Source organism: Arthrobacter sp. Soil_C_49, assembly GCF_057656635.1.
Genome location: NZ_JBDGJZ010000005.1, coordinates 250,347 through 274,486, shown reverse-complemented (window position 1 = coordinate 274,486; position 24,140 = coordinate 250,347). Strand labels below are relative to the sequence as shown.

Below are 24,140 nucleotides of genomic sequence, written 5' to 3'. Positions count from 1 at the left end.
GTTCTATCTCGTGTAGAATTTGAGGGCAGCCAAAGCTGCCCTCCACACTGCTACTGGCCACCTGCCTTTGGTGCCGACGATTGGGATCGAATGACCTCCAACGCCGAGTCCGGACCTGCGTCCGGCAACGGAAAAGTTGGCGCCTCCGGCCCCACGCCGTCCCTCTGGCTGAACCTCCTCAAACGGAGCTCGCTGGCCGCGGCGGCCGGGCTGGTCCTGTGCACCGTCCCGGCAGCAATCCTCGAAGGACTGGGCGGAGCCCTGTCCAGTACCGCCGGCGGGTTGCTGGTGATGCTGTTCTTCGGCATCAGCCTCCTGGTGGGACACTTTGTGGGCCGCAACAACCCTTCCGGGGCCATCGGCATGTTCGTAGCCACCTACTTTGTCAAAGTGGTGGGCTTCGCCGCCGTCCTGTTCGTGGTCGGTGCTCCGGCGTGGCTGCACGGCCGCTGGTTCGTCGCCGGCGCCGTGACCGCCGTCGTCCTGTGGCAGGCCGCTGAAATCCACGGTTTCAGCAAAGCCCGCCTGCAGATCTACAACGATCCAGAAACCAAGGAAACCCCCCATGCGTGATCCGAAGAAGCCCGGCAGGGCCGCCAGCGGCAGCCGCGCCTCCGGCAGCTCTGCGCCGGGTGTATCCGGGGACAACTCCGACGGCGGATACAACGCCGGAATGGCTGTCTTCAGCTACATCATTGGCGGGATCATCGTCTGGAGTTTGATAGGGTGGGGACTGGATTATCTGTGGGGAACGCGCTGGATTGTGCTCGCAGGCGCTCTGCTTGGAGCCGTCGGAGGTTTTTACCTTTCCCACATGCATGGCCTCACCAGTTCTCGCAAAAATACTGGCGAGCGTCCTGCTGCCAGCGGGCCGTCGCAGGACGGCAACAGTAATGCCAAATAATTTCACAGGGGGAACAGCAGGCCATCAGGCTGCCGGTCCCCGCCCAACGCCCAATGATGGACACTGCAGAGAGGAAACGCGTTGATCGCGCTTGCGCTCCCGGCCCAAGATTCAGGAGAGTTCGCTCCTCCTGGAATTAACGAAATGCATTTGCCGGCAATCCTGCCGTGGGGTGCCGCAGAAGGATTCTCCAAGCAGATGCTGCTGGTCCTCCTCTCTGTCGTCATTATCGGCGCTTTCTTCGTGCTCGCCGCACGCAAGCAGCAGCTGGTTCCCGGCAAGCTCCAGTTCGCCGGCGAGGCCGCCTACGGCTTCGTCCGCAACGGAATCGCCAAGGACATCATCGGCGGCAGGGACTTCATCAAGTACGTCCCGCTGCTGTTCAGCCTGTTCTTCTTCATCCTGGTGAACAACATCTACGGTGCCATCCCGCTCATCCAGCTCCCCACGTTTTCGCACGTCGGCGGCGCATATGTGCTCGCAGGCATCGTCTACGTCACCTGGATCGCCATCGGCATCAAGAAGAACGGACTCCGTTACTTCAAGCTGGCCACCGTACCGTCCGGTGTTCCCTGGTTCATCCTTCCGATCGTGATCCCGATCGAGATCATCTCCAACTTCCTGGTCCGGCCCGTGACGCACAGCCTCCGTCTGTTCGCCACCATGCTCGCAGGACACCTCATCGTGATGATCGCCGGCTCCGGCATCGAGTACCTGGTCATGCAGGAGAACGTCCTGCTCAAGGGAACCTCCGTCCTGGTCCTCGCAGGCGCCATCGCCATGTACATGCTTGAAGCCCTGATCATGGTCCTGCAGGCCTACGTCTTTACCCTGCTGACAGCGATCTACATTGAAGGCGCACTTCACGCCGACAGCCACTAAGGCACCCTAAGCTTCCCCTCGCGGGGATGAAGCAACCCAAACAACCTGCCACATGGGTGGCATCTTGAAAGGAAGAAAAATGGAAGGCAATCTCAACCTCGTAGGTTACGGTCTGTCCGCAATCGGCGGTGGTATCGGTGTTGGTCTCGTATTCGCTGCGTACATCAACGGCGTCGCCCGCCAGCCCGAAGCACAGCGTGTCCTGCAGCCGATCGCATTCCTCGGCCTTGCGCTGACCGAAGCCCTCGCCATCCTCGGCCTGGTCTTCGCCTTCGTTCTCTAGTCCTTAGAGCGAAGCGAACTTACAGAACCGAGTAGAAAAGGACGGGTGAAATATGAATCAGCTGATCATCTCAGCCGCCACTGAGGGCGAAGTCAACCCCCTGGTTCCCAATGTCTGGGAAATGGGCGTTGTCCTCGTGGGCTTTGCCATCCTCATGTTCATCGTGGTCAAGTTCGTTGTCCCGATGTTCGAAAAGACCTTCGCCGAGCGCGCCGAGGCCATCGAAGGCGGCATCGCGAAGGCTGAAAAGGCCCAGGCTGAGGCGTCTGCTGCACTCGAAGAGTACAAGCAGCAGCTGACCGACGCCCGCGCCGAAGCCAACCGCATCCGTGAGGAAGCCCGCGCCGAAGGTGCCCAGATCCTCGCGGATCTCAAGGAAAAGGCAGCTGCAGAGTCTGCCCGCATCACGGCCCAGGCCCACGCCCAGATCGAATCCGAGCGCCAGGCGGCTGTTGTGTCCCTGCGTTCGGAGGTCGGCACCCTCGCCACCACCCTCGCCGGCCGCATCGTCGGCGAATCGCTGAACGACGACGAGCGTGCAGCACGGGTCGTGGACCGCTTCCTGGCAGATCTGGAGACCCAGAACGCAGGTGCAGCTAAATAATGGCAGGCGTATCGAGCGTTTCGCTGGCAACAGCCCTGGCCGAGTTGGAAGCCAAACTTCCGACAGCGTCGCTGCAGCTGGCAAAGGAACTCTTCGGAATTCTGGGAATGGTGGACAGCTCGGCTGGCTTGCGCCGCGCCCTGACTGACCCGTCCCGTAACGGTGACGAAAAGTCGGCGCTGGTCAGGCAGCTGGTTGGCGGAAAAGTCTCCGCTGATGCTGCAGAGATCGCGGGCGGACTGGCCAGCTCACGCTGGGCAAACGCCCGGGATATCGGCGATGCACTCGAGACTCTTGCCGCAACGGTGGTCATTTCCGTTGCTGAAAACAAGTCGGCCGTTTCTGCCTCCGGAATCACTGGCCTGGAAGAGCTGGAGAACGATCTGTTCTCCTTCAACCAGGCTGTTGCCTCCAGCCATGAGGTACAACGTGCTCTGTCCGAACCGCAGGCCAGTGCTGCAGCCAAGGCGACGCTGGCCGAGCGGCTGGTCCCCGGTGTGAGCGAGGAAGCAAAAGTCCTCATCACCCAGGCGGTCACCCAGCCCCGCGGCATCAAGCCCACCCGGCTGGTGGGACGGTTCGCCGAACTGGCGGCCAAACGGCAGCAGCGCTGGATTGCAACGGTCAGCGTGACCCGTCCCCTGACGCAGACGCAGCTGGCACGCCTCCAGGCAGGCCTGAACGCACTGTACGGGCGGGAGCTGAAGGTCAACGTCAACGTTGACCCGGCACTCATTGGCGGTATCCGCGTCCAGGTCGGTGACGAAGTGCTCGACGCTTCGGTCATCACCCGCCTGAGCGAGCTGCAACGCCAGCTGGCCGGCTAGCCGGACAAGCACACCACAACTGATAGAAACCCCGGTCGCCGTGAACAACGGTGATCACAAAACAGGAGAGCAGGGACTGCAGATGGCCGAATTGACCATCAACGCCGACGACGTCCGTAATGCGCTGAACGAGTTCGCGGCGTCCTACGAACCCGGAAACGCAGAGCGCGTAGAGGTCGGCCGCGTAACCACCGCTAGTGACGGCATCGCCCGTGTTGAGGGCCTTCCCTCGGTCATGGCGAACGAGCTGCTGCGCTTCGAGGACGGCACCCTGGGCCTGGCCCAGAACCTGGACGTCCGCGAAATCGGCGTTATCATCCTCGGTGACTTCACCGGCATCGAAGAAGGCCAGGAAGTCCACCGGACGGGACAGGTTCTGTCTGTTCCCGTGGGCGACGCCTTCCTCGGCCGCGTTGTCGACCCGCTGGGCGTGCCCATCGACGACCTCGGCGAGATCAAGGCCGAGACCACCCGCGCACTGGAGCTCCAGGCTCCCGGCGTGACCCAGCGCAAGTCGGTGCACGAGCCGATGCAGACCGGACTCAAGGCCATCGACGCCATGATTCCGATCGGCCGCGGCCAGCGCCAGCTGATCATTGGTGACCGCCAGACCGGCAAGTCCGCGATCGCGATCGACACCATCATCAACCAGAAGGCCAACTGGGCTTCTGGCGATGTGACCAAGCAGGTCCGCTGCATCTACGTGGCAATCGGCCAGAAGGCGTCAACCATTGCCGCCATCCGCCAGACCCTCGAGGACAACGGCGCGCTGGAGTACACCACCATCGTGGCGTCCCCCGCATCCGACCCCGCAGGCTTCAAGTACCTGGCACCGTACGCCGGTTCGGCCATCGGCCAGCACTGGATGTACGGCGGCAAGCACGTCCTCATCGTGTTTGATGACCTGTCCAAGCAGGCAGAGGCCTACCGCGCAGTATCCCTGCTGCTCCGCCGTCCGCCGGGACGCGAAGCCTACCCGGGCGACGTCTTCTACTTGCACTCCCGCCTGCTGGAGCGTTGTGCAAAGCTCTCCGATGAGCTGGGCGCGGGTTCCATGACTGGCCTGCCGCTGATCGAAACGAAGGCAAACGACGTTTCGGCCTACATCCCCACCAATGTGATCTCCATCACTGACGGCCAGATCTTCCTGCAGTCGGACCTCTTCAACGCCAACCAGCGTCCCGCTGTTGACGTTGGTGTGTCGGTGTCCCGCGTGGGCGGTGCCGCACAGGTGAAGTCCATGAAGAAGGTTTCCGGCACGTTGAAGCTGGACCTGGCCCAGTACCGCGACATGCAGGCATTCGCCATGTTCGCCTCAGACCTGGACGCCGCTTCACGCCAGCAGCTCACCCGTGGTGCACGCCTGATGGAACTGCTCAAGCAGGGCCAGTACTCGCCGTTCCCGGTGGAGAACCAGGTTGTTTCCATCTGGGCAGGCACCAACGGCTACCTCGACGACGTTCCGGTTGAGGACATCAGCCGCTTCGAGTCGGAGTTCCTGGAGCACCTGTCGCACAAGTCCTCCATCCTCACCACGCTGGCGCAGACCAACGTGCTGGACGATGACACCGTTGCAGCTCTGAAGTCCGCGATCGTGGATTTCAAGAAGGGCTTTTTCGGCGAGGGTGACAACCACCTGGTAGGCGCCGGCCACGAGGAGCATGACGCTATCTCCGAGGGCGACGTAGACCAGGAAAAGATCGTCAAGCAGAAGCGCTAATTCCACTGACCGGGTGTGCCGGGCCGCCAAGGTCCGGCACACCCGGTTTAGGGAATGTTAGGAAAGGATAAGTATGGGAGCCCAGATTCGGGTCTACCGCCAGAAGATCAGCTCGACCACGTCGATGCGCAAGATCTTCAAGGCGATGGAACTGATCGCTACCTCGCGCATCGGCAAGGCCCGTGCGCGCGTAGCAGCTTCACTGCCTTACGCGAACGCGATCACGCGCGCCGTTTCTGCTGTCGCCAGCCAAAGCGAAATCGACCACCCGCTGACCACTGAGCCGGAGCAGATCCGCCGTGCCGCCGTCCTGGTAATCACCTCGGACCGCGGCCTGGCCGGATCCTACTCGGCAAGCGTGCTCAAGCAGGCGGAAGGTCTCAACGAGCTGCTCCACGCTGAAGGCAAGGAAGTCAAGACGTACCTCGTCGGACGCAAGGCGCAGGCCTACTTCGAGTTCCGGAACCGCGAATACGCACGGGTCTGGACCGGGGGCACCGACGCGCCGGAGTTCGCCACCGCCCGTGAAATCGGCGAGGCGCTGCTGACGGAATTCGCCACCGACTATGAAGAGGGCGGCGTGGACGAGATCCACGTGGTGTACACCCGCTTCAAGTCCATGGTTACCCAGGAGCCCACGGTCATCCGCCTGCTTCCCCTGGAAGTAGTGGAAGAGCAGGCTGCTTCTGAATCGGACTTGTTGCCGCTGTACGAGTTCGAGCCGGAAACCGAGCGTGTTCTTGACGCCCTGCTGCCGCGCTACATCGAGTCACGCATCTTCGCGGCCATGCTGCAGGCAGCAGCTTCCGAGCTTGCTGCACGCCAGCGGGCCATGAAGTCCGCCGGCGACAACGCCACGGACCTCATCAAGAAGTACACGCGTCTGCGCAACACGGCCCGCCAGGCTGAAATTACGCAGGAGCTTTCCGAGATTGTTGCCGGCGCCGACGCTCTCGCGTCCTAACCTGCAGCAGCCGGTTCCGCTGGACCTGCACCACCACAGATAAACTTAAACCCACGCCATCTACTGAGTGAAGTGAGAGAGATGACTGCCACTGCTACCGAACACGTAGCCGCAACGTCCGGTGCCACCGGCCGCATTGCGCGCGTAATCGGCCCGGTTGTCGACGTCGAATTCCCGGCCGACGCAATCCCGTCCATCTACAACGCCCTCACCACCGAGATTACTCTCAACGGTGTAACCAAGACCATCACGTTCGAGACCTCCCAGCACCTGGGTGACAACCTCGTCCGCGCCATCTCCCTGCAGGCCACCGACGGACTCGTCCGCGGCACGTCCGTAGTGGACAGCGGTGCCCCCATCTCCGTGCCGGTTGGCGACGGCGTCAAGGGCCACATCTTCAACGTCCTGGGCCAGCCCCTGGACGTTACCGAGTCGGAATTGGAGATCAGCGAACGCTGGCCCATCCACCGCAAGGCACCGAGCTTCGCTTCGCTCGAAGGCTCCACCGAGATGCTCGAAACCGGCATCAAGGTCATCGACCTCCTCACCCCCTACATCAAGGGTGGAAAGATCGGCCTGTTCGGCGGCGCCGGCGTGGGCAAGACCGTTCTGATCCAGGAAATGATCACCCGTGTTGCCCGCAACTTCGGTGGTACCTCGGTATTCGCCGGTGTGGGTGAGCGTACCCGCGAAGGTAACGACCTCTGGGTTGAAATGGAAGAGGCAGGCGTCCTGAAGGACACCGCCCTTGTGTTCGGCCAGATGGACGAGCCGCCGGGAACGCGTCTGCGCGTGGCACTGTCCGCACTGACCATGGCGGAGTACTTCCGCGATGTGCAGAACCAGGACGTGCTGCTCTTCATCGACAACATCTTCCGCTTTACCCAGGCAGGTTCCGAGGTTTCCACCCTCCTCGGCCGCATGCCTTCGGCTGTGGGCTACCAGCCCAACCTGGCTGACGAGATGGGCCTCCTGCAGGAGCGCATTACGTCCACCAAGGGCCACTCCATCACCTCGATGCAGGCCATCTACGTCCCCGCAGATGACTACACCGACCCGGCGCCGGCAACCACCTTCGCACACCTCGACGCGACCACGGAACTTTCCCGTGAAATCGCCTCCCGTGGTCTGTACCCGGCTGTTGACCCGCTGACGTCGACTTCCCGCATCCTGGATCCCCAGTACATCGGCAAGGACCACTACAACACGGCTGTCCGTGTGAAGCAGATCCTGCAGAAAAACAAGGAACTCCAGGACATCATCGCCATCCTTGGTGTTGACGAACTCTCCGAAGAGGACAAGATCGTCGTGTCGCGTGCACGCCGCATCCAGCAGTTCCTCTCGCAGAACACCTACACCGCCAAGCAGTTCACCGGCGTCGAGGGCTCCACGGTCTCCATCAAGGACACCGTCGAAGGCTTCTCAGCCATCTGCGACGGCGAGCTGGACCACATCGCGGAGCAGGCGTTCTTCAACGTCGGTGGCCTCGATGACGTTGAGCGCCAGTGGGCCAAGATCCAGGAACAGACCAAGTAATATGGCTGAGCTTGAGGTTGAGATTGTCGCAGCGGACCACTTCGTGTGGTCCGGAGCGGCCAAGATGGTCAAGGCCCGCACCAGCGATGGTGAAATCGGAATCCTGCCCGGCCACTCGCCCCTGCTGGCGATCCTGGCCGAGGGTGAGCTGGCTATCCAGCCGGTGTCCGGTGACCGTATTGCGGTAGACGTCGACGGCGGATTCTTCTCCGTGGATAACGACCGCGTGGTTATTGTTGCTGACAACGCCCACCTGGGCGGCTCGGCTACCGCTGGGATCCGCTAGCACCACCCTGATGGACGCACCGAGTCTTCCGTTCATCGCCATGGCAATCACCTTTGGATTGCTGGTATTTGCACTGTGCCTTTCGGGGGTGCGCCGCTTCAACCTGCGGCGTGCCCTCGGCACGGTGGACGCCTCCATCTGCATGGCTGGAAACAGCTGGCAGGTGGGGGTTTGTCGTTATCAGGACAACGACCTTGAGTGGTTCCGCCTGTTCTCGTTGAGTGTCCGTCCGAAGCACAAGTTCAAGCGGCACTCGCTGGAGCTGCTGGGGCGCCGCAAGCCCACGGAGGCCGAGGCTGTGAAGGTCCAGCCCGACGTCGTCATCGTTGAACTCCGCTACGAGGGGCAGGACCTCCGCCTTGCCATGAAGTTCGACGCCTACGCCGGGCTGTCCTCCTGGCTTGAGGCCGGGCCGGTCATCGGCGTGGGCACCTGGCGCTAGCCAACGTGGTGTGGGTTTTCGACGTCCGGCTGACCGACGGCCCTGTGTACTGGGCGTCCCTGGCACTTGGCCTGGCCGGTGCGGTCTATCTGCTGGCTCCTCCCGCGCCGGCAGGCAGGCGCCGCTGGTTCGTCCTGGTCATCGCCGCCGTTGCCGCGGCCTTCGCCCTGGTGGCCGCAGTCCACTGGGCACTCATCAATGTCTTCTCCGTCTTCCCGGAAAACATCCCTGACGCCGTCCTGCTCTGGATAGTGCCCGCAGTGGCCGCCCTGATCCTCCTGCTGCTCCGCCTGCGGCGAAGCACATGGCGCCGCCGCGCGGCCGGCCTGGCCGCGGTACTGCTCGTCGCAGCCCTGTCCTGCGTACAGGTCAACGCCTACTTCGGACTGAACCGTACCGTGAGCGACCTCCTGGGCACTGCCGTGGCCCGCATCCCCACGCTGGAACCCGCCCTGATGCGGCAGCAGGGCCAGCCCGACGGCGTCCCGCTCGGAGGCTGGGCACCCCAGGGTGACCTTCCGGCAGGGGGAGTCCTGCGCAAGGCCGCCATTCCCGGCACCGCGTCCGGCATGACCACCCGCGACGCCTATATCTACCTGCCGCCTGCGTACTTCGCCAAAAACCGTCCTGCCCTTCCGGTGCTGGTCCTGGTGGCGGGCCAGCCGGGCGGGCCTCCGGACTGGCTGACCGGAGGCGCACTGGACGGACACATGGACTCCTTCGCCGCGGCCCACGGGGGACTGGCGCCGGTTGTGGTCATTCCCGATCCCAACGGATCGCAGTCCGCCAACACCATGTGCATGGACAGCCGGATAGCGCAGGCCGATACGTTTCTGTCCCGCGACGTACCTGCCTGGATCACTTCCACCCTTGCCGTTGACACCAACCACCGCCAGTGGGCCATTGGCGGATTTTCCTTCGGCGGCACCTGCGCGCTGCAGATGGGAACGCGGCACCCCGACCTGTTCCCCGCCGTCCTCTCGTTCTCCGGCGAAGCAGAGCCGGCCCTTGCCAAGGAACGGCAAAAGACCATTGATGCCGCCTTCCCGGGGGAGCCGGAGGAATTCGACCGGCAGACACCCCTGGCCATCATGAAAGAGCGGCGCTTTGAGTCCAGTGGCGTGTACTTGACTGCCGGTCAGGACGATCCGGAATTCGTCGCCTACCTCAACACCCTGGCCGCTGCTGCCCGCGGCGCCGGGTTCGACGTCCGGGCCTACGAAGTGGAACATACCGGCCACTCCTGGGACACGTCCTCCAGGCGGATCGCCGATGCCCTGCAGTTCCTCTCTGACAGGTGGGGACTGGGCCAGTGACTTCCGGACAGCAGATACGCACGGCCTCCCTGGCCTGGACAACAGTGGTGCGCCCGGCACGGGACCGAATCATCACCGGACTTAAGTCGATGCCGTTCTCCGTGGCGGTCCTCGTGGTGTTCCTGGCGGCCGGGGCCGTCACCGGCAGCTACCTGGCAGGGCCGCCCGAGCAGTTGCTGGACGGGGCCGGAGTCAGCGGTCCGGGCCTGCGGGCCGGCAACTGGTGGTCCCTCTTTACCAGCCTGTTCTTCGCCACCAACCCGCTGGCTTACATCTCGGCCTCACTGATGATCCTCCTGTTGCTCGGCCTGGCGGAGCGGAGGCTGGGAACACCGGCAGCGGTGGCACTTTTTTTCGGCGGCCAGTTCGGGGCTGTCACACTCTTCCTGCTGATCACCCAGGTGGCCGGATATGTGGGTGATGGATGGCTCGACCGGATGGCTGACGACATCCTGATCGGACCCTACCCGGCAGTGCTGGCGGCAGGCCTTGCCGCCACCGGCCGGCTGCCGGTCCTCTGGCAGCGCCGGCTCCGGACCGGCGTGCTCTCCATCTCCCTGCTCCTGGTGCTGTACATCGGGCATGCCGAAACGGTGATCGGTTTGATTGGCGCGGTGCTGGGACTCCTGGCGGGCTGGTGGATCCAGGGTGACCACGGCCAGCTGCACCGGCACCGTTCCACCGGCCGTGAAGCCAGGAACCTCCTGGCCCTTACGGTCGCCGTCTTTGCGGTGGGCCCGATCCTCACGGGCATCGCCCGGGCTCCTACCGGCCCGCTGGCGCTCCTGCGGGACGTGGTGCTCAACCCCATGCCCACGCTCAGCCAGCTCGCCTTCAATTGCGGGACCACAGTGGAGGCATCCTGCCTGGAAGCCGGCCGGGCGGGTTTTGCCGGCCCCTTCGGCCTGGCACTTGCGGTGGTTCCGGTGGTGCTGCTCCTGATCTGCGCCGACGGGATGCGCCGCGGCCGGCGCCTTGCCTTGAACATCGCCATCGCCATCCAGCTCGCGGTGACCGCCCTGGCTGCCGTTTACCTGGCCCTGTTTGCGCTGGTTCCGTCCCGGTCGCAGGGAACCTCCGCCCCGCCCATGGGCTCGGCCTTTGCCCACGTCCTTCCCCTGGTGTTCGTACCCCTGCTGCTGGCGGTGCTGCTCTGGTTGAACCGGCGGCAGTTCCGCGTCCAGACGCTTCCGGCCGCCCGCCGCCTGCTGGCCCTCGTGGTGGGAGGTTCCTGGTTGGTCCTGGCCGCTGCCTACGCCACGGCCTGGTTCTGGGCGGGGGGACTGATGCGCGACGGCGGCCTGCTGGGACTTTTCGCCGAACTTGCCCGGCAGTACGTGCCGGTGCCGATTCCGCAGCACTACCACCGCGTGTTTGCCGAGCGGAACAGTGTGGAAGCCGTCCTCTTCGCCTACTCAGGCCCCGTGTTCTGGGTGATTGCCCTGGTGGCCGTCTGGTGGGTGCTGCTGGGCGGGCACCACGGCAGCGATTCCGGACGGCAGGACAGGATCAAGGCGCGGAACCTGCTTCACCAGGGCGGCGGACCACTGTCCTGGATGGCGTTGTGGGAACCCAACAGCTACTGGTTCAGCCCTGACGGCCGCGGCGCCGTGGCTTTCCAGCGGCACGGCAGTGTAGCACTGACGCTGGGGGGTGCCTTCGGGCCGGCTGATGCGCAAGGGCAGGTGACCGAAGGGTTCCTGGCGTACTGCGGCCGGCAGGCCCTGATCCCCGCACTCTACTCCTGCGACGATACGTTGTGGCCCATGCTCCGGGACCGAGGGTTCTCCCGGGTTGCCGTGGCTCAGGAGACACGACTGGCCATCCGGGAACTCGAGTTCAAGGGTAAAGAGTGGCAGAACGTACGGACTGCCCTGAACCGGGCCGCAAAGCTGGGGGTTGAAGCAGTCTGGGGAACCTACGGATCACTGCCGGCGGCGCTGCGTTCAAAGCTGAGCGAGGTGTCCGAGGAGTGGGCAGCAGGCAAAACTGTTCCGGAGATGGGTTTTACGCTGGGCGGGCTCGACGAGCTCGACGACCCGGAGGTGCTGTGCTGCCTTGCCGTGGATGGCAACGGCACCGTCCACGGGGTGACGAGCTGGCTCCCGGTATATGACGGCGGCCGGCTGGTCAGCAGGACGCTGGACGTGATGCGCCGCGGCGCCGACGGTTTTCCCGGCGTTATGGAATTCCTGATTGCCTCCGCGGTACTTGAGCTGCGCGATTCGGTCGAGGTCATCTCCCTCTCCGGTTCTCCGCTGGCGAGCCTTCCCGGCGCCGGGGCCGAAGCCGGGCCGGGCGGCGAGGATCGGGCGGACAACCTGGTCCGGATCCTTGACCTGGTGGGGCATGCCCTGGAACCGGTCTACGGTTTCCGTTCGCTGGCCGCCTTCAAGTCACGGTTCAAACCGGAGTACCGGGCCTTGTACCTCTATTACCAGGACCCGCTGTACCTGCCGGCGATTGGCCGGGCATTGACAAGGGCCTACCTGCCGGGACTTTCGCTCCCTCAGGGCGCCCGCCTGGTCCGCAAATTGGTGAACTGAACCAGCCGGATGTCTCCGGCCTGTCGGCCCCACAATATCCGGCAAAAGCAGGCGGGCGGTTAGTAGCCAAATCCATAACCGGCAGCCCCGGATCTCCTGGTAATTGCACTTGATTGTCTATAACCGTAAACAACAATGGTCCCCGGCATTATTACCGGGGACCATTGTTTCGCTGAAGGCCGCATTAAGCGGCCGCCAGGCGGGGACTAAACCAGCGTGACGCCGGTAGCCTGGGGACCCTTGGCGCCCTGGCCGATCTCGAACTGAACGCGCTGGTTCTCGTCGAGGGTCTTGAAGCCGCCGGTCTGGATCTCGGAGTAGTGAACGAAGACATCACCATCGGAGTCATCCGGGGTAATGAAGCCGAAGCCCTTTTCAGCGTTGAACCACTTCACGGTTCCCTGTGCCATTTATTTCTCCTCATTGTGGAACTTTAAGATCGGCACACCTCGTGCCGGCCTTGGTTACTCCGCGAGAAGAATCCTGGATTGCCCGTCCGGAAAGGGACCGGCGCTGCAGGAGCTTCGCGCTCGCAACATGTCTTGCGAGCATGAAAAACACCTACACAAAGACTGAGATAAGAATTTCATGCCGGTCCGCGGAGGTCAACGGTTTGGGCGGCTAAACGCATAAATTTTAGGTAAAAGGGCGGTTAAATGTCCTTGTTGGAGCGAATTCTGCACCGCCGGATGGGCAGCCTGCTGATTATCTGCGGGCGCCGAGAGGAAACGTCAGAAAAGCCGGGACTCGACGTCGTCCACGCCGCGCATTGCGTCGTAGTCGAGGGTTACGCAGTCGATGCCGCGGTCGTTTGCCAGGACCTTCGCCTGGGGCTTGATCTGCTGGGCGGCGAAGATCCCGCGGACCGGCGCCAGCAGGGGATCGCGGTTAAGCAGTTCCAGGTACCGGGTGAGCTGCTCCACGCCGTCGATGTCGCCGCGCCGTTTAAGTTCCACAGCCACTGTTGCCCCGTCCGCATCCCTGGCCAGGATGTCCACCGGTCCGATGGCTGTGAAGTACTCGCGGCGGATCAGCGAATAACCTTCGCCCAGCGTTTCAATCTGTTCGGCCAGGAGCCGCTGCAGGTCCGCTTCCACACCGTCCTTGATGAGGCCGGGATCGACGCCGAGGTCGTGGGAGGAGTCGCTGAGCTTCTCGTGGATGTTGATGATCAGGCGGTCATCCGTTTTGGCTGACTGCACCGTCCACTGTTCAATAACCCCCATTTCGAGGTCCACGTCCTCGGGGGACGAGACGCGCAGCGTTGCCGGCGGGCTCATCCAGTTCAGCGGCTTGTAGGAGCCGCCGTCCGAATGGACCAGGACGGAGCCGTCGGCCTTGACCAGCAGGAGCCTGGTGGCAAGGGGAAGATGGGCTTTGAGCCGGCCAACGTAATCAACAGAGCATCGGGCTATGACAAGTCGCACGCCGTACAGACTACCGTCTGGAGCGGCGGGTCCCTGCCCCGGCGGATCCTGCGGACACTTCCTCTGCCGCCGCCAGGGAAGTGGTCCGGAAACAGGCATCGGAAGCTGGCACGGCCGGGGCTGGGGCAGAATGGAGGCATGCCGCGTTCCAACCGACCCCGCCGTCCAGTGTCCGGAAAAGCCGGGGCGGGTTCCGGCCGGGCGGCCGGAAGAAAAGGCAGCGGTGACGTACCCGAGCTGGACCTGGAACGGGCGCGTGCGGGCATCGCCCGCCGGGAAAGTGCCCCCGACGGCGAATGGATGGTCCGCACCATGACCGCCAAAAATGCGGAAAAGACCTACATCTGCCCGGAGTGCTCCACCGCCGTGCTGCCCGGCGTCGCCCACCTGGTGGTGTGGAAGGACGACCACCTGTTCGGTGCGGCAGCGGGCCTGGCCGAACGTCGGCACTGGCACACCAACTGCTGGATGACCCGCAGTTACCGGTACCGGTAACGGGCAGTCGCGCCGCTGTCGCTAAGCTGGCAGGCATGACTTTTGATCCGGCGTCGTACGAATTCAGCCAGCCCACCGGCCCCACGCCCATCCGTGCCTCCACTGTCCTGCCGGCCAGGCGGGAAAACGTGGAGTTGAAGACGGCGGACGGACATATCCTGGTGGGCGAACTGGCGCTGCCGGAGTCCGGACCGGTCAACGCCACCCTGATTACGCTCCATCCGCTGCCCACCCATGGCGGCTTCATGGATTCGCACGTCTACCGCAAGGCCTCCTACCGGCTGCCGGCCCTGGCAGGCATCGCGGTGCTCCGGTTCAACACCCGCGGCACTGAATCCCCCCGGGGCACCAGCACGGGGGCCTTTGAGGAGGGCGTCGGGGAGCAGCATGATGTGGAGGCAGCCGTCCGCTTCGCCGTCGAACGCGGCCTGCCCAACCGCTGGCTGGTGGGCTGGTCCTTCGGCACCGAGCTTGCCTTGATGTACGGGGCCGGTGAGCCGCTGGCGTCAGAAATCGAGGGCGCCATCCTGCTGTCGCCCCCGCTCCACCGGGCCAAGGACGCCCACCTGCAGCAGTGGGCGCAGTCCGGCAAGCCGCTCACGGTGCTGGTGCCCGAGCATGATGACTACCTGCAGCCGGACGCCGCTGCGGAGCGTTTCAGCCTGGTGCCCCAGGCACGCGTGGTGGGCGTCAAGGGAGCCAAGCACCTGTGGGTGGGGGAGAAGTACGCCGCGCGGGTGCTGAACGAGATTGTGCATGAGGTCACCGGCGCAGGCTCCGAGGGAAGCAGCCTTCCGCAGGAATGGGACGGGCCGGTGGCCAGCGCGCCGGCCTGATCGTTGGAGAAGGGGCCGGTGAGTTGAAGGTTCCGGCCCCTTAGTGCTTGTCCTGCCGCACGATATAGATTTCCTTGATCAGCAGCAGGATGGCCGCCGCGGTGGGAATGGCGATCAGGGCGCCCAGGACACCGAGCAGGCTGCCGCCTGCGATGACCGAGATGACGGCTACCGCGCCGGGCACGGCCACCGCCTTCTGCATGATGCGCGGCGAGATGAAGTACGCCTCGAACTGCAGGTAGGCGAAGTAGCAGATGCCGTAGACGGTGGCGGTCTGCCAGCCCACGGTGAGGGCAATAAGGACCACCACCACGCCGGCGATCATGGCCCCCACCAGCGGGATAAAGGCGAGCAGTGCTACCACGAACGCCAGCAGCAGGGCGAACGGGACCCCCACGATGGACATCACGATAAAGGCGAACGTGGCATTCAGGATGGCAACGCACGCCTGTCCGATGACGTAGTTGCCCACGGACTTGGTGATTTCCTCGGACAAGGCCTCCACCCGGTGGCGGCGTGAGCGCGGCGCAAGCCGGTAGCCCCATTTCTTCATCGCGGGCAGCGCCGCCAGGAAGTAGAGGCTGAGCACCAGGACGATCAGGGCGCCGAACAAACCGTTGGCCACCGTGGAACCGAATCCCACCACTCCACCGGCAATCCCGCCCATGGCTTCGGGATCGTTGACGAACTTGTTGACCTCTTCGGCGATGCGGTCGCGGACCCCGAACTGGTCATCGAGGGTGCGGAACAGGTCCGAGTTCATAAAATCGCGGACCCAGACCGGCGCCTGCTCCACAATCTCGGTGACCTGTTCCACGATGGTGGGGATCAGGGTGGCAAAAAAGCCGACGACGGCAGCCACCAGTACGCTGACGGACACCAGGATGCCGGCCGGCCGCGGAATCCTGCGGCTTTCCAGCCATCCAACCACCGGTTCCAGGCCGAGGGCGATGAAAAGCGCGGCGACAATCCACAGCAGGAGCTGCGTGGTGTGGGACCCGATCCAGTAGACCAGCAGTGCCATACCCACGCCGACGGTGCCCATGAAGCCCAGGTAGAGCGGATGCTGCGGGGACATCCGGGGGCCGGGATCGCCGAACTGCGGCCGGCTGACGCCGTCGGGATCCTCGACAGATTCCTCGTGCTGGGTGTACTCGGGCGGCATCTCGAAACGGAGGCGCGGCTGGGCCCCGGGCAGCGGCTGGCGAAGGCGGCGGACCACCAGCCCGAGGGCAGCCGCGGCCCCCCTCCGGTGCACCGGCACAGGGTCCTGGGCCGGCTTAGCCGTGGGGTCTGCGCCCTCCGGATTCTCGTGTGCCGCGGAGGACTCGTCCGTCTTGTCAGTCACTGGGATGTGGGGCCTGTTCGGTGCATGGCGCCGCTGCTGCGGGCCGGTGTGATGATCATCGCAAACACTATCAGCAGCCTTGTCAATACCCGCGGAAGGGCCTGGTGCGGGAGCCGGCCCAGGCGCCATCACGGTGCCCGGTCAGGGGCCGTGGTAACAAAACCGTTACTATTGAAGCTAAACCCCCGCTGATGATAGGTGTTCCCTTGCGTTTAAAGACTGCAGTCGCACTTGTGCTGCTCGGCCTCCTGACACTGCTGGCCGGCATCGGCCAGAGAACCATCTGGGCCCCTTCCGAGACGTTTACGGCAGCTGCGCCCGCTGACGGGCAGGCAGCGCCGTTGACCGTCATTGACCAGAGCCTGCGCACCCTGCATGGCGGAACGGTCAAGATCAACATCGAGGGTGACGGCAACTTCCTCCTCGCTGCAGGCCGTCCCGACGACGTGGATGCCTGGGTGGGGCAAACAGCGCACAACACCGTCACGGGGGTTTCTGAGGACGGCAAGTCCCTGCAGGTGGAACACTCCGACGGCGAGGCCGCTGCGCCGAGCCCGGCCGGCTCGGATCTTTGGGTTTCCACCGAAAACGCCAGCGGCGAGCTGGAATACTCCTGGACGCCGCCCGCTGACGGCGACTGGACTCTGCTGCTGGCCTCCGACGGAACCCAGCCCGCGCCGTCCTCGATCTCGATGACGTTCCCGAACGATACCTCCACGCCGTGGGCCGTGCCGCTGATGGTGCTCGGTTCGCTCCTGATCCTGGGCGGCATCGTCCTGGCCCTGCTCTCTTCCCGCAAGCGCGACGGTGAAGGCGACGGCAAGGGCAGTGGTTTTGCCCAGCGTGCCCGTGCCCGGTCCGAGGCCCGTTCGTCCTCCCGCCTGGGCATGGTGGCCGCCGGAGCGGTAACCGTGGCCGTGGTTGCCGGAGCCGGCACTGCGGCTCATGCAGCCTCGCCCGCGCCGTCCTCGGATCCGGCATCATCGCCGGCCGCTGCCCAGGAGCAGTCCGGCTCGCCGGTGCTGCTGGACGCACAGTTCCGCCGCATCCTGGAGCAGGTCTCCGCCGCAGCGGACGCCGGTGACGCAGCAAAGGACGCCGCGAAGCTTGCCGAGCGGGTGGGCGGGACCGAGCTTGAAGTCCGCACGCAGAACTACAAGATCCGCTCCCAGGTGGGCTCCTACGAGGCACGCATGCCCGTGCGCTCCACCAAGCTCCTCACCACGGTGGTCACCAAGGACCGCGAGTGGCCCCGGTCCGTCCTGGCCGTCACCCAGGGAGACGGCAACGTGGTGCCGCAGCTGCTGACGCTTGTCCAGGCGTCGCCGCGCGAGAACTACAAGCTGGTGGAAACCAATCCACTGCAGCCGGGCACCACCTTCCCGACGATCAACCGGGACGGGACCGAAACCTTGGCTCCGGCCGACAAGACCGGGCTCCTCTACAGCGGCGAAGAAGCCATGTCGGGCCTGGCAGACCGGCTTACCAGCGCGGATTCCGCCTTCAAGGACAGGCTGGTGGAGGGCGAGTCCTCGCCGTACATCGCTGACACGCTGTCCTACCAGTCCGAGGTGGTCAAGGCCGGCGAGAACGGAAACTTCTCGTTCACCCACAAGGTGGTTCCGGAAAGCACTGTGGTGTTCCGTACTGCAGACGGCGGCGCGCTGGTCCTGGGCCGGATCAACTTCGGCTTCGAGGGAACCCCCAAGGCCGCCGGTGACAAGCTCACCATTGGCGACGACGCCGCGGCGCTGGCCGGCGGCAAGGAAACCACCACAGGGATGGTCCTGAGCTTCGCCGAATCAATGGCTGTCTACGTTCCGCCGGCCGGCTCCAGCGACCCCATGAAGCTTGTGGCCGCTACCCGCGGCCTGGTTGGGGCCAGCTTCAAGTAGGCCCGTCTTTGCAGTACCCCCGGCAGCGGCCGGAGTGGCTAGAGTGGAAAGCATGAGTTCGCCAGCTTCCCGCCCAGTCCCTCCTGCCGCTGCCAACCTGCTTAACCTGCGCGGCGCCGTCGACCTTTCCTCGCTGAAGCAGCGCCCGGCCCCGGCCGGCCCGGCCGCACCGCCGTCCGCAACCGGTGGCGCCGGGCAAGGCTCGGCTCCCGGCGCTCCGGAGCTGAAGGTCAACGTCACAGAGGCCAATTTCCAGCAGCTCGTGGAGCTCTCAGCCCAGGTGCCCGTGGTGTTTGCCCTGTGGGCGTCCTACTCTCCCGAGTCCGCCGGGATGCTGGACGTCCTCGAGCAGGTGGTGGACAGCTACGGCGGCCGGCTGGTCCTTGGTGCTGCCGATATAGAAGCCTTCCCGCAACTGGCCCAGGCGTTCCAGGTGCAGGCGGTGCCCACGGCCGTTGCCGTGCTGAAGGGGCAGCCGGTTCCGCTGTTCCAGGGCGGTGCCGACGAGCAGCAGGTCCGCAGCCTCTTCGACGAACTGTTGAAAGTCGCCGCTGCCAACGGTGTGACGGGCAGCCTGGGCGGGGGAGCCGGCGCAGAAGCGGAGCCGGCGCCGCTCCCGCCGCTGCACCAGGCCGCGTTTGATGCCATCGAAGCGGGTGACTATGCAGCCGCGGCTGACGCCTACCGCCAGGCGCTGAGCGACATGCCGGCCGACCATGAGGCCAAGGCCGGGCTGGCCCAGGTGGAGCTGATGCTGCGGCTCCAGCCGCTGAGTGCCCAGGACAGCGAGGCCCTCCGCACCCGGGCAGCGGATGAACCGGACAACCTGGAGGCACAGTTTGCTGTTGCAGACCTGGATGTTGCCGGGGGACATGTCGAAGATGCCCTGAACCGCCTGGTCAGCTTCATTGGCCGGAACTTCGGTCCCGAGCGCGAGACCGCCCGCGTCCGCCTGCTGGAGCTGTTCGAGGTGGTGGGGACGTCCGACGAGCGGGTTGCCAAGGCGCGCCAGGCCCTGGCCCGGGTGCTGTTCTAGTGTCCGCACTGTTCGAGCCGCTCAAACTCCGTTCGCTGGAGCTGCAGCACCGCGGGTGGGTATCGCCCATGTGCCAGTACAGCTGCGATCCCGACGACGCGCCCGGGGTTCCGCACGACTGGCACCTGATGCACCTGGGCTCGTTCGCAGCGGGCGGGGCGGCGCTGATTCTCACCGAGGCAGCCGCCGTCAATGCCGCGGGCCGGATCAGCCCGCGGGACGCCGGCCTGTACAACGACGCCCAGGCGGAGGCCTGGCAAAGGATCACGTCCTTCGTGCACCGTTATGGCGCTGCGGACGCCAAGATCGGCGCCCAGCTCGCCCACGCGGGCCGGAAGGCTTCCACCTACTGGCCCTTCTCCGGCCAGCACGGCAGTGTCCCGCAGTCCGACGGCGGCTGGGCCACCGTGGGACCCTCACCTTCGGCGTTTGATGGCTATGCCGTGCCCGCCGAAATGACGGAAGAGCAGATCCAGGAAGTCATCCGCGATTTCGCCGCCGCGGCAGTCCGGGCCGTGGACGCCGGATTCGACACCCTGGAGATCCACGGGGCGCACGGCTACCTGCTGCACCAGTTCCAAAGCCCGCTGATCAATGCGCGGACTGACTCCTGGGGCGGGGATGAAGCCGGCCGGAACAGGCTCATGCTCGCGGTGGTGGACGCGGTGCGGGATGTCATTCCTGATGCGATGCCCTTGTTGCTGAGGATCTCGGCGAGCGACTGGGCCGAGGGCGGCGTTGACCTGGCGGCCTCCGTGCGTCTGGCCCGCCAGGCAGCCGAACATGGCGTGGACCTTGTGGACGTTTCCAGCGGCGGAGCTGTGGCGCACCAGCAGATCAAGGCCGGCCCCGGCTACCAGACCGGGTTCTCCGCCGCGATCCGCAATGAGGCGGGAGTGCCCACCGGTACCGTTGGCCTGCTGACTTCCGCAGGCCAGGCCGAGCACGCCATCGCCACCGGGCAGGCCGACGGGGTTTTTATCGCGCGGGCCGCCCTGCGGGATCCGCACTGGTGGCTGCGTGCCGCGTTTGAACTGGGGCACAACATCCCGTGGGCACCGCAGTACGAGCGCGCCGTGCCCCGCAGGACCTTCTGACTGCCGGGTGATCTTGGCGGGCGGGAATCGCGACGAGGAACAAAGCCCGGGCGGCAGGTTGGGCCGGCAACTCGAGGACACTATCCTGGCGCTCCTGGCTGCCAGGGCCGCCACTTCCACCATCTGCCCGTCGGATGCAGCCCGTGCTGTTGGCGATGACACCTGGCGCGATCTGATGGAGCCTGCCCGCGAGGCTGCGCGGCGGCTGGTGGACGCCGGCGAGGTGGAGATCACCCAGCGGGGGTCAGTGGTTGATCCCGCCACCGCCAAAGGTCCCATCCGCATCCGCAGGAAGCGGCAGGACAGGGAGCGGTAGGGCATGGGCGGCATGATTGGCCGGCATTTCCGGAAATCCTGCCCCGCTTTTCTACTCCTGCAGGAGGACCCCGCGGCCCCATGGTGAGGACTAGTCTGGCATCATGACTGCCCAGCACCCCGATCCGGTAAACCAGCCAGATCCGGCCCAGCACGCCGTTCCGGAAAGCCACCCTGACCCGGCCCTGCACCCTGACCCGGCCCTGCACTCTTTTCCGCCACAGCCCGCCGCTCCTGTAGCCGCGCTGTCCATCCGCGGGCTGGCCAAGCGCTTTGGGCAGAAGATCGCGGTGGACGGACTCAGCCTGGACGTGCCTGCCGGTTCCTTCTTCGGAATCGTGGGCCCGAACGGTGCCGGCAAGACCACCACGCTGTCGATGGCCACCGGGCTCCTGCGCCCCGACTTCGGCACGGCAGTGGTCCACGGGGTTGATGTTTGGGCCCGGCCGCTGGAGGCCAAGCGGCTCATGGGCATTCTTCCCGACGGCGTGCGGCTCTTCGACAGGCTCACTGGCGAGCAACTTGTCACCTACGCCGGGCTGCTGCGCGGCATGGACAAGGACGTGGTGGCCAGCCGCGTCGGGGAACTGCTGGCAGCACTGGACCTGGCACAGGACGCAGGCACGCTGGTGGTGGACTACTCCGCCGGCATGACCAAAAAGATTGCCCTGGCCTCAGCCCTGATCCATGCACCCCGGCTGCTGGTGCTGGATGAACCTTTCGAGGCGGTTGATCCTGTCTCTGCGGCCAATATCCGCTCCATCCTGGACAGCTACGTGGCCTCCGGCGGAACGGTGATCGTCTCCAGCCACGTGATGGACCTGGTCCAGCGCATGTGCGACCACGTGGCTGTGGTGGCCGCCGGCCGGCTGCTGGCAGCGGGCACCGTTGACGAGGTCCGGGCCGGGGCGTCCCTGGAGGACCGGTTCGTCCAACTGGTGGGCGGCCGCAGCCACACGGAAGGGCTGGAATGGTTGCGCACCTTCTAAGGCTCAAACTGACGCTGCTGCGCAACGGCCTGCGCCGCAGCCCCTGGCAGCTGGTGGGAATGGCCTTCGCCGGACTTTATGCCCTGGGCCTGGTGGGCACGCTGGTGCTGGTGCTGGTCCTGCTGCGCCGGGCAGACCCCGAACTGGCCCACACCGCGGTGGTGCTCGGCGGCTCGGCCGCCCTCCTGGGCTGGGGCATCATTCCCGTGGTCGCATCGGCCACGGACATGACCCTCGACCCCGCCCGCTTCACCACCTTTGCCATCCCCATGAAACAGATGCTCGCAGGGTTGGCGCTGGGCGGGCTGATCGGGATTCCCGGGCTGGCCACAACACTGGTGGCACTGGCAACGGCAGTCACCTGGTCCCGCAGCCTGCTGCCCGCGCTCGCAGCCCTCGTGGGGGCAGTGCTGGGAGTACTGACCTGCATTGTGCTGTCCAAGGTGGTCACCACGGCAACTGCGAGCCTCGCCGCATCCCGGCGCTTTAAGGACGTCAGCGCCATCGCCTTTATGGTGCCCCTGGTCCTCCTGGGCCCGATCGTGGCGGGAGTCAGCCGCGGAATCTCCGCCTCGACGGGCTTCCTGCCGGAATTTGCGCAGACAATGTCCTGGACTCCGCTCGGTGCCCCCTGGTCCATCGCCGGGGACATCGCTGCAGGGCGCCCGGGAGAAGCAGCCCTGAAGCTGCTCATTTCCGTTGCGGTCCTGGCCGGCCTCGCCTGGTGCTGGAAACTGTTGCTGGAGCGGGCCCTGGTCAATCCGCCCTATTCCGGCAGCGGCAGGCGCAAGGGCGGAAAGCTGGGCCTGTTCGGGCTGCTGCCCGCTCTTCCGGCCGGCGCCGTGATGGCCCGGTCCCTCACGTACTGGATCCGCGATCCGCGCTACTCCGGCTCACTTATTGTGGTGCCGCTGCTCCCCGTGCTTCTGGTGTTCCAAGGCAGCCAGACGGGCGACTTCAGCACGCTTGCCTTCCTGGCGCCCCTGACGGCGTTTATCCTGGCCTGGTCCATCTCCGCCGATGTTTCCTATGACAACACCGCCTTCGCGCTGCACTTGGCCAGCGGCGTCCGGGGCGTGGACGACAGGCTGGGCCGGGCGCTCGCCTGCCTGGCCTTCGCCCTGCCGGTTGTCCTCGCGTTCGCCATTGGCCACGCTGCTTTCACCGGGCAGTGGGCTTCCCTTCCCGGCCAGCTGGGGTTGAGCCTGGGGATTCTCTTTACCGGGCTGGGATTGTCCTCCGTGGTGTCTGCCCGGTACACGGTGGCCGTTCCACTGCCGGGGGACAGCCCCTTCAAGAAGCCGCCCGGAAACGTGGGCCAGACCCTTGCGGTGCAGTTCGCCGGGATGGGGATTCTGTTTCTCCTGGTCCTGCCTGAGGCGGCGCTGCTGATCGCCCAGCTGGTCACGGGCAACAGCCTGTTCGGCTGGCTCAACCTCGGGGCCGGGCTCCTGCTGGGGCTTGCGCTTCTTGTCACCGGCGTAAGGCTTGGCGGGAAATGGCTGGACGCCCGCGGGCCGGAACTGCTGGCCCAGGTCACCGTCAACCGCTGAGAACGCGCTGGAAGGAACAAGATGGAAATCGTCATCCTCAACGGCAGCAAACAGATCGGCAAGCTGGCGGCTGACGCCATCGAGGAGCTGCTCCGGCACAAGCCGGACGCGGTCCTCGGCCTGGCCACCGGGTCCTCGCCGTTGCCCGTCTATGACGAGCTGGCCGCCCGCCACGACCGGGACGGCCTGGACTTCAGCCGCGCGCACGGGTTTGCCCTCGACGAATATGTTGGCCTGCCGGCAGGCCACCCCGAGTCCTACCGTGAAGTGATCCGGCGCGAGTTCACCGACCGGGTGAACATCGCGCCGGAGAACGTCCACGGCCCGGACGGCACGGCGGCCGACATTCCCGCCGCCTGCCAGGCATACGAGGAATCCATCGCTGCGGCGGGCGGCATCGACCTGCAACTGCTCGGCGTGGGCACCGATGGCCACATCGGCTTTAACGAGCCCGGTTCCTCCTTCGCCTCACGCACGCGGATCAAAAGCCTCATCGAGCAGACACGCCGGGACAACGCCCGGTTCTTCAACAGCCTCGCCGACGTCCCGCACCACGTCCTCACCCAGGGGCTGGGCACCATCATGGAAGCCAGGCATGTGATCCTGGTGGCAACCGGGGCGCAAAAGGCGCAGGCTGTGCGGGAATTTGTTGAAGGGCCGGTGGCTGCCATCTGCCCGGCATCGGTGCTGCAGTTCCATCCGCACGCCACCGTTTTGCTGGACGAAGCTGCCGCCTCGGCGCTGAAACTGGCCGATTTCTACCGCCACACCTATGACAACAAACCTGCCTGGCAGGGCCTTTGAACTGGGCCGGGCCGGCGACGCCACTCGGAGGAAAA

25 protein-coding genes are annotated in these 24,140 nt (G+C 65.3%); 22 read left to right on the top strand and 3 right to left on the bottom strand.

Annotation, left to right across the window (positions count from 1 at the left end; genetic code table 11):
- The first annotated feature begins 90 nt into the window (after positions 1–90).
- From AC3A4Z_RS11195 to AC3A4Z_RS11135, 13 genes are all read left to right on the top strand, one after another.
- Positions 91–573 carry a hypothetical protein gene (locus tag AC3A4Z_RS11195; RefSeq protein ID WP_498711603.1) on the top strand — a complete coding sequence of 161 codons (483 nt, stop codon included), beginning with the start codon at positions 91–93 and terminating at the stop codon, positions 571–573.
- A complete protein-coding gene (locus AC3A4Z_RS11190; protein WP_493970095.1) occupies positions 566–904 on the top strand; it encodes an AtpZ/AtpI family protein in 339 nt (112 codons plus the stop codon). The genes AC3A4Z_RS11195 and AC3A4Z_RS11190 overlap by 8 nt, the downstream gene beginning before the upstream one ends.
- Before the next feature lie 81 nt (positions 905–985).
- Complete coding sequence (atpB, locus tag AC3A4Z_RS11185) at positions 986–1,786, top strand: F0F1 ATP synthase subunit A (RefSeq protein WP_498711602.1); 801 nt, start codon at positions 986–988, stop codon at positions 1,784–1,786.
- A 79-nt stretch (positions 1,787–1,865) separates the two neighbouring features.
- Complete coding sequence (gene atpE / locus AC3A4Z_RS11180) at positions 1,866–2,069, top strand: ATP synthase F0 subunit C (RefSeq protein WP_009356484.1); 204 nt, start codon at positions 1,866–1,868, stop codon at positions 2,067–2,069.
- 52 nt (positions 2,070–2,121) lie between these two features.
- A complete protein-coding gene (locus AC3A4Z_RS11175; protein WP_050054630.1) occupies positions 2,122–2,673 on the top strand; it encodes a F0F1 ATP synthase subunit B in 552 nt (183 codons plus the stop codon).
- The gene (locus AC3A4Z_RS11170) at positions 2,673–3,500 is read left to right on the top strand and encodes a F0F1 ATP synthase subunit delta (RefSeq protein ID WP_050054631.1); all 828 of its coding nucleotides are present in this window, start codon (positions 2,673–2,675) and stop codon (positions 3,498–3,500) included. Before AC3A4Z_RS11175 ends, AC3A4Z_RS11170 begins: the two co-directional genes overlap by 1 nt.
- Positions 3,501–3,582: 82 nt before the next feature.
- Complete coding sequence (gene atpA / locus AC3A4Z_RS11165; protein WP_050054632.1) at positions 3,583–5,220, top strand: F0F1 ATP synthase subunit alpha; 1,638 nt, start codon at positions 3,583–3,585, stop codon at positions 5,218–5,220.
- A 73-nt stretch (positions 5,221–5,293) separates the two neighbouring features.
- Positions 5,294–6,184: a F0F1 ATP synthase subunit gamma gene (locus tag AC3A4Z_RS11160; RefSeq protein ID WP_050054633.1), complete on the top strand. Its 891-nt coding sequence runs from the start codon at positions 5,294–5,296 to the stop codon at positions 6,182–6,184.
- An 81-nt stretch (positions 6,185–6,265) separates the two neighbouring features.
- Positions 6,266–7,720, top strand: a complete 1,455-nt coding sequence (atpD, locus tag AC3A4Z_RS11155; protein ID WP_050054634.1) for a F0F1 ATP synthase subunit beta — start codon at positions 6,266–6,268, stop codon at positions 7,718–7,720.
- A gap of 1 nt (position 7,721) precedes the next feature.
- A complete protein-coding gene (locus tag AC3A4Z_RS11150) occupies positions 7,722–8,006 on the top strand; it encodes a F0F1 ATP synthase subunit epsilon (protein WP_079597677.1) in 285 nt (94 codons plus the stop codon).
- 10 nt (positions 8,007–8,016) lie between these two features.
- Positions 8,017–8,448, top strand: a complete 432-nt coding sequence (locus AC3A4Z_RS11145) for a DUF2550 domain-containing protein (protein ID WP_050054635.1) — start codon at positions 8,017–8,019, stop codon at positions 8,446–8,448.
- Positions 8,449–8,453: 5 nt separating this feature from the next.
- A complete protein-coding gene (locus tag AC3A4Z_RS11140; RefSeq protein ID WP_498711601.1) occupies positions 8,454–9,764 on the top strand; it encodes an alpha/beta hydrolase in 1,311 nt (436 codons plus the stop codon).
- Positions 9,761–12,310: a bifunctional lysylphosphatidylglycerol flippase/synthetase MprF gene (locus tag AC3A4Z_RS11135; protein ID WP_498711600.1), complete on the top strand. Its 2,550-nt coding sequence runs from the start codon at positions 9,761–9,763 to the stop codon at positions 12,308–12,310. The genes AC3A4Z_RS11140 and AC3A4Z_RS11135 overlap by 4 nt, the downstream gene beginning before the upstream one ends.
- A gap of 206 nt (positions 12,311–12,516) precedes the next feature.
- On the opposite strand, the gene AC3A4Z_RS11130 is transcribed toward AC3A4Z_RS11135, so the two are convergent.
- A complete protein-coding gene (locus AC3A4Z_RS11130) occupies positions 12,517–12,720 on the bottom strand; it encodes a cold-shock protein (protein WP_011692441.1) in 204 nt (67 codons plus the stop codon).
- A gap of 321 nt (positions 12,721–13,041) precedes the next feature.
- The gene (gene nucS / locus AC3A4Z_RS11125; protein WP_493970100.1) at positions 13,042–13,737 is read right to left on the bottom strand and encodes an endonuclease NucS; all 696 of its coding nucleotides are present in this window, start codon (positions 13,735–13,737) and stop codon (positions 13,042–13,044) included.
- A 138-nt stretch (positions 13,738–13,875) separates the two neighbouring features.
- Here nucS and AC3A4Z_RS11120 point away from each other — a divergent pair, with 138 nt between their 5' ends.
- Both AC3A4Z_RS11120 and AC3A4Z_RS11115 read left to right on the top strand, forming a co-directional pair.
- Positions 13,876–14,232 carry an Rv1322 family protein gene (locus AC3A4Z_RS11120; protein WP_493970101.1) on the top strand — a complete coding sequence of 119 codons (357 nt, stop codon included), beginning with the start codon at positions 13,876–13,878 and terminating at the stop codon, positions 14,230–14,232.
- A gap of 35 nt (positions 14,233–14,267) precedes the next feature.
- Positions 14,268–15,068 carry an alpha/beta hydrolase gene (locus AC3A4Z_RS11115; protein ID WP_498711599.1) on the top strand — a complete coding sequence of 267 codons (801 nt, stop codon included), beginning with the start codon at positions 14,268–14,270 and terminating at the stop codon, positions 15,066–15,068.
- Positions 15,069–15,108: 40 nt separating this feature from the next.
- On the opposite strand, the gene AC3A4Z_RS11110 is transcribed toward AC3A4Z_RS11115, so the two are convergent.
- A complete protein-coding gene (locus AC3A4Z_RS11110) occupies positions 15,109–16,416 on the bottom strand; it encodes an AI-2E family transporter (protein ID WP_498711598.1) in 1,308 nt (435 codons plus the stop codon).
- 191 nt (positions 16,417–16,607) lie between these two features.
- On the opposite strand from AC3A4Z_RS11110, the gene AC3A4Z_RS11105 reads away from it, so the two are divergent.
- The 7 genes from AC3A4Z_RS11105 to nagB all read left to right on the top strand — a co-directional run bounded on the left by AC3A4Z_RS11105 (position 16,608) and on the right by nagB (position 24,105).
- Positions 16,608–18,311 carry a DUF8094 domain-containing protein gene (locus AC3A4Z_RS11105; RefSeq protein ID WP_498711597.1) on the top strand — a complete coding sequence of 568 codons (1,704 nt, stop codon included), beginning with the start codon at positions 16,608–16,610 and terminating at the stop codon, positions 18,309–18,311.
- A 52-nt stretch (positions 18,312–18,363) separates the two neighbouring features.
- Positions 18,364–19,347 (top strand): co-chaperone YbbN, encoded by a 984-nt coding sequence (locus AC3A4Z_RS11100; RefSeq protein ID WP_498711596.1) that lies wholly within the window; start codon positions 18,364–18,366, stop codon positions 19,345–19,347.
- Positions 19,347–20,444, top strand: a complete 1,098-nt coding sequence (locus AC3A4Z_RS11095; RefSeq protein WP_498711595.1) for an NADH:flavin oxidoreductase/NADH oxidase — start codon at positions 19,347–19,349, stop codon at positions 20,442–20,444. Before AC3A4Z_RS11100 ends, AC3A4Z_RS11095 begins: the two co-directional genes overlap by 1 nt.
- A gap of 13 nt (positions 20,445–20,457) precedes the next feature.
- Complete coding sequence (locus AC3A4Z_RS11090; RefSeq protein ID WP_498711594.1) at positions 20,458–20,760, top strand: DUF3253 domain-containing protein; 303 nt, start codon at positions 20,458–20,460, stop codon at positions 20,758–20,760.
- A gap of 103 nt (positions 20,761–20,863) precedes the next feature.
- Entirely contained in the window at positions 20,864–21,748 is an 885-nt protein-coding gene (locus tag AC3A4Z_RS11085; RefSeq protein ID WP_498711593.1) for an ABC transporter ATP-binding protein, read from the top strand.
- Positions 21,730–23,301, top strand: coding sequence for a transporter (locus AC3A4Z_RS11080; protein ID WP_498711592.1), 1,572 nt, complete (start codon positions 21,730–21,732; stop codon positions 23,299–23,301). The genes AC3A4Z_RS11085 and AC3A4Z_RS11080 overlap by 19 nt, the downstream gene beginning before the upstream one ends.
- A gap of 21 nt (positions 23,302–23,322) precedes the next feature.
- The gene (gene nagB / locus AC3A4Z_RS11075; protein WP_498711591.1) at positions 23,323–24,105 is read left to right on the top strand and encodes a glucosamine-6-phosphate deaminase; all 783 of its coding nucleotides are present in this window, start codon (positions 23,323–23,325) and stop codon (positions 24,103–24,105) included.
- The last annotated feature ends 35 nt before the right edge of the window (positions 24,106–24,140 follow it).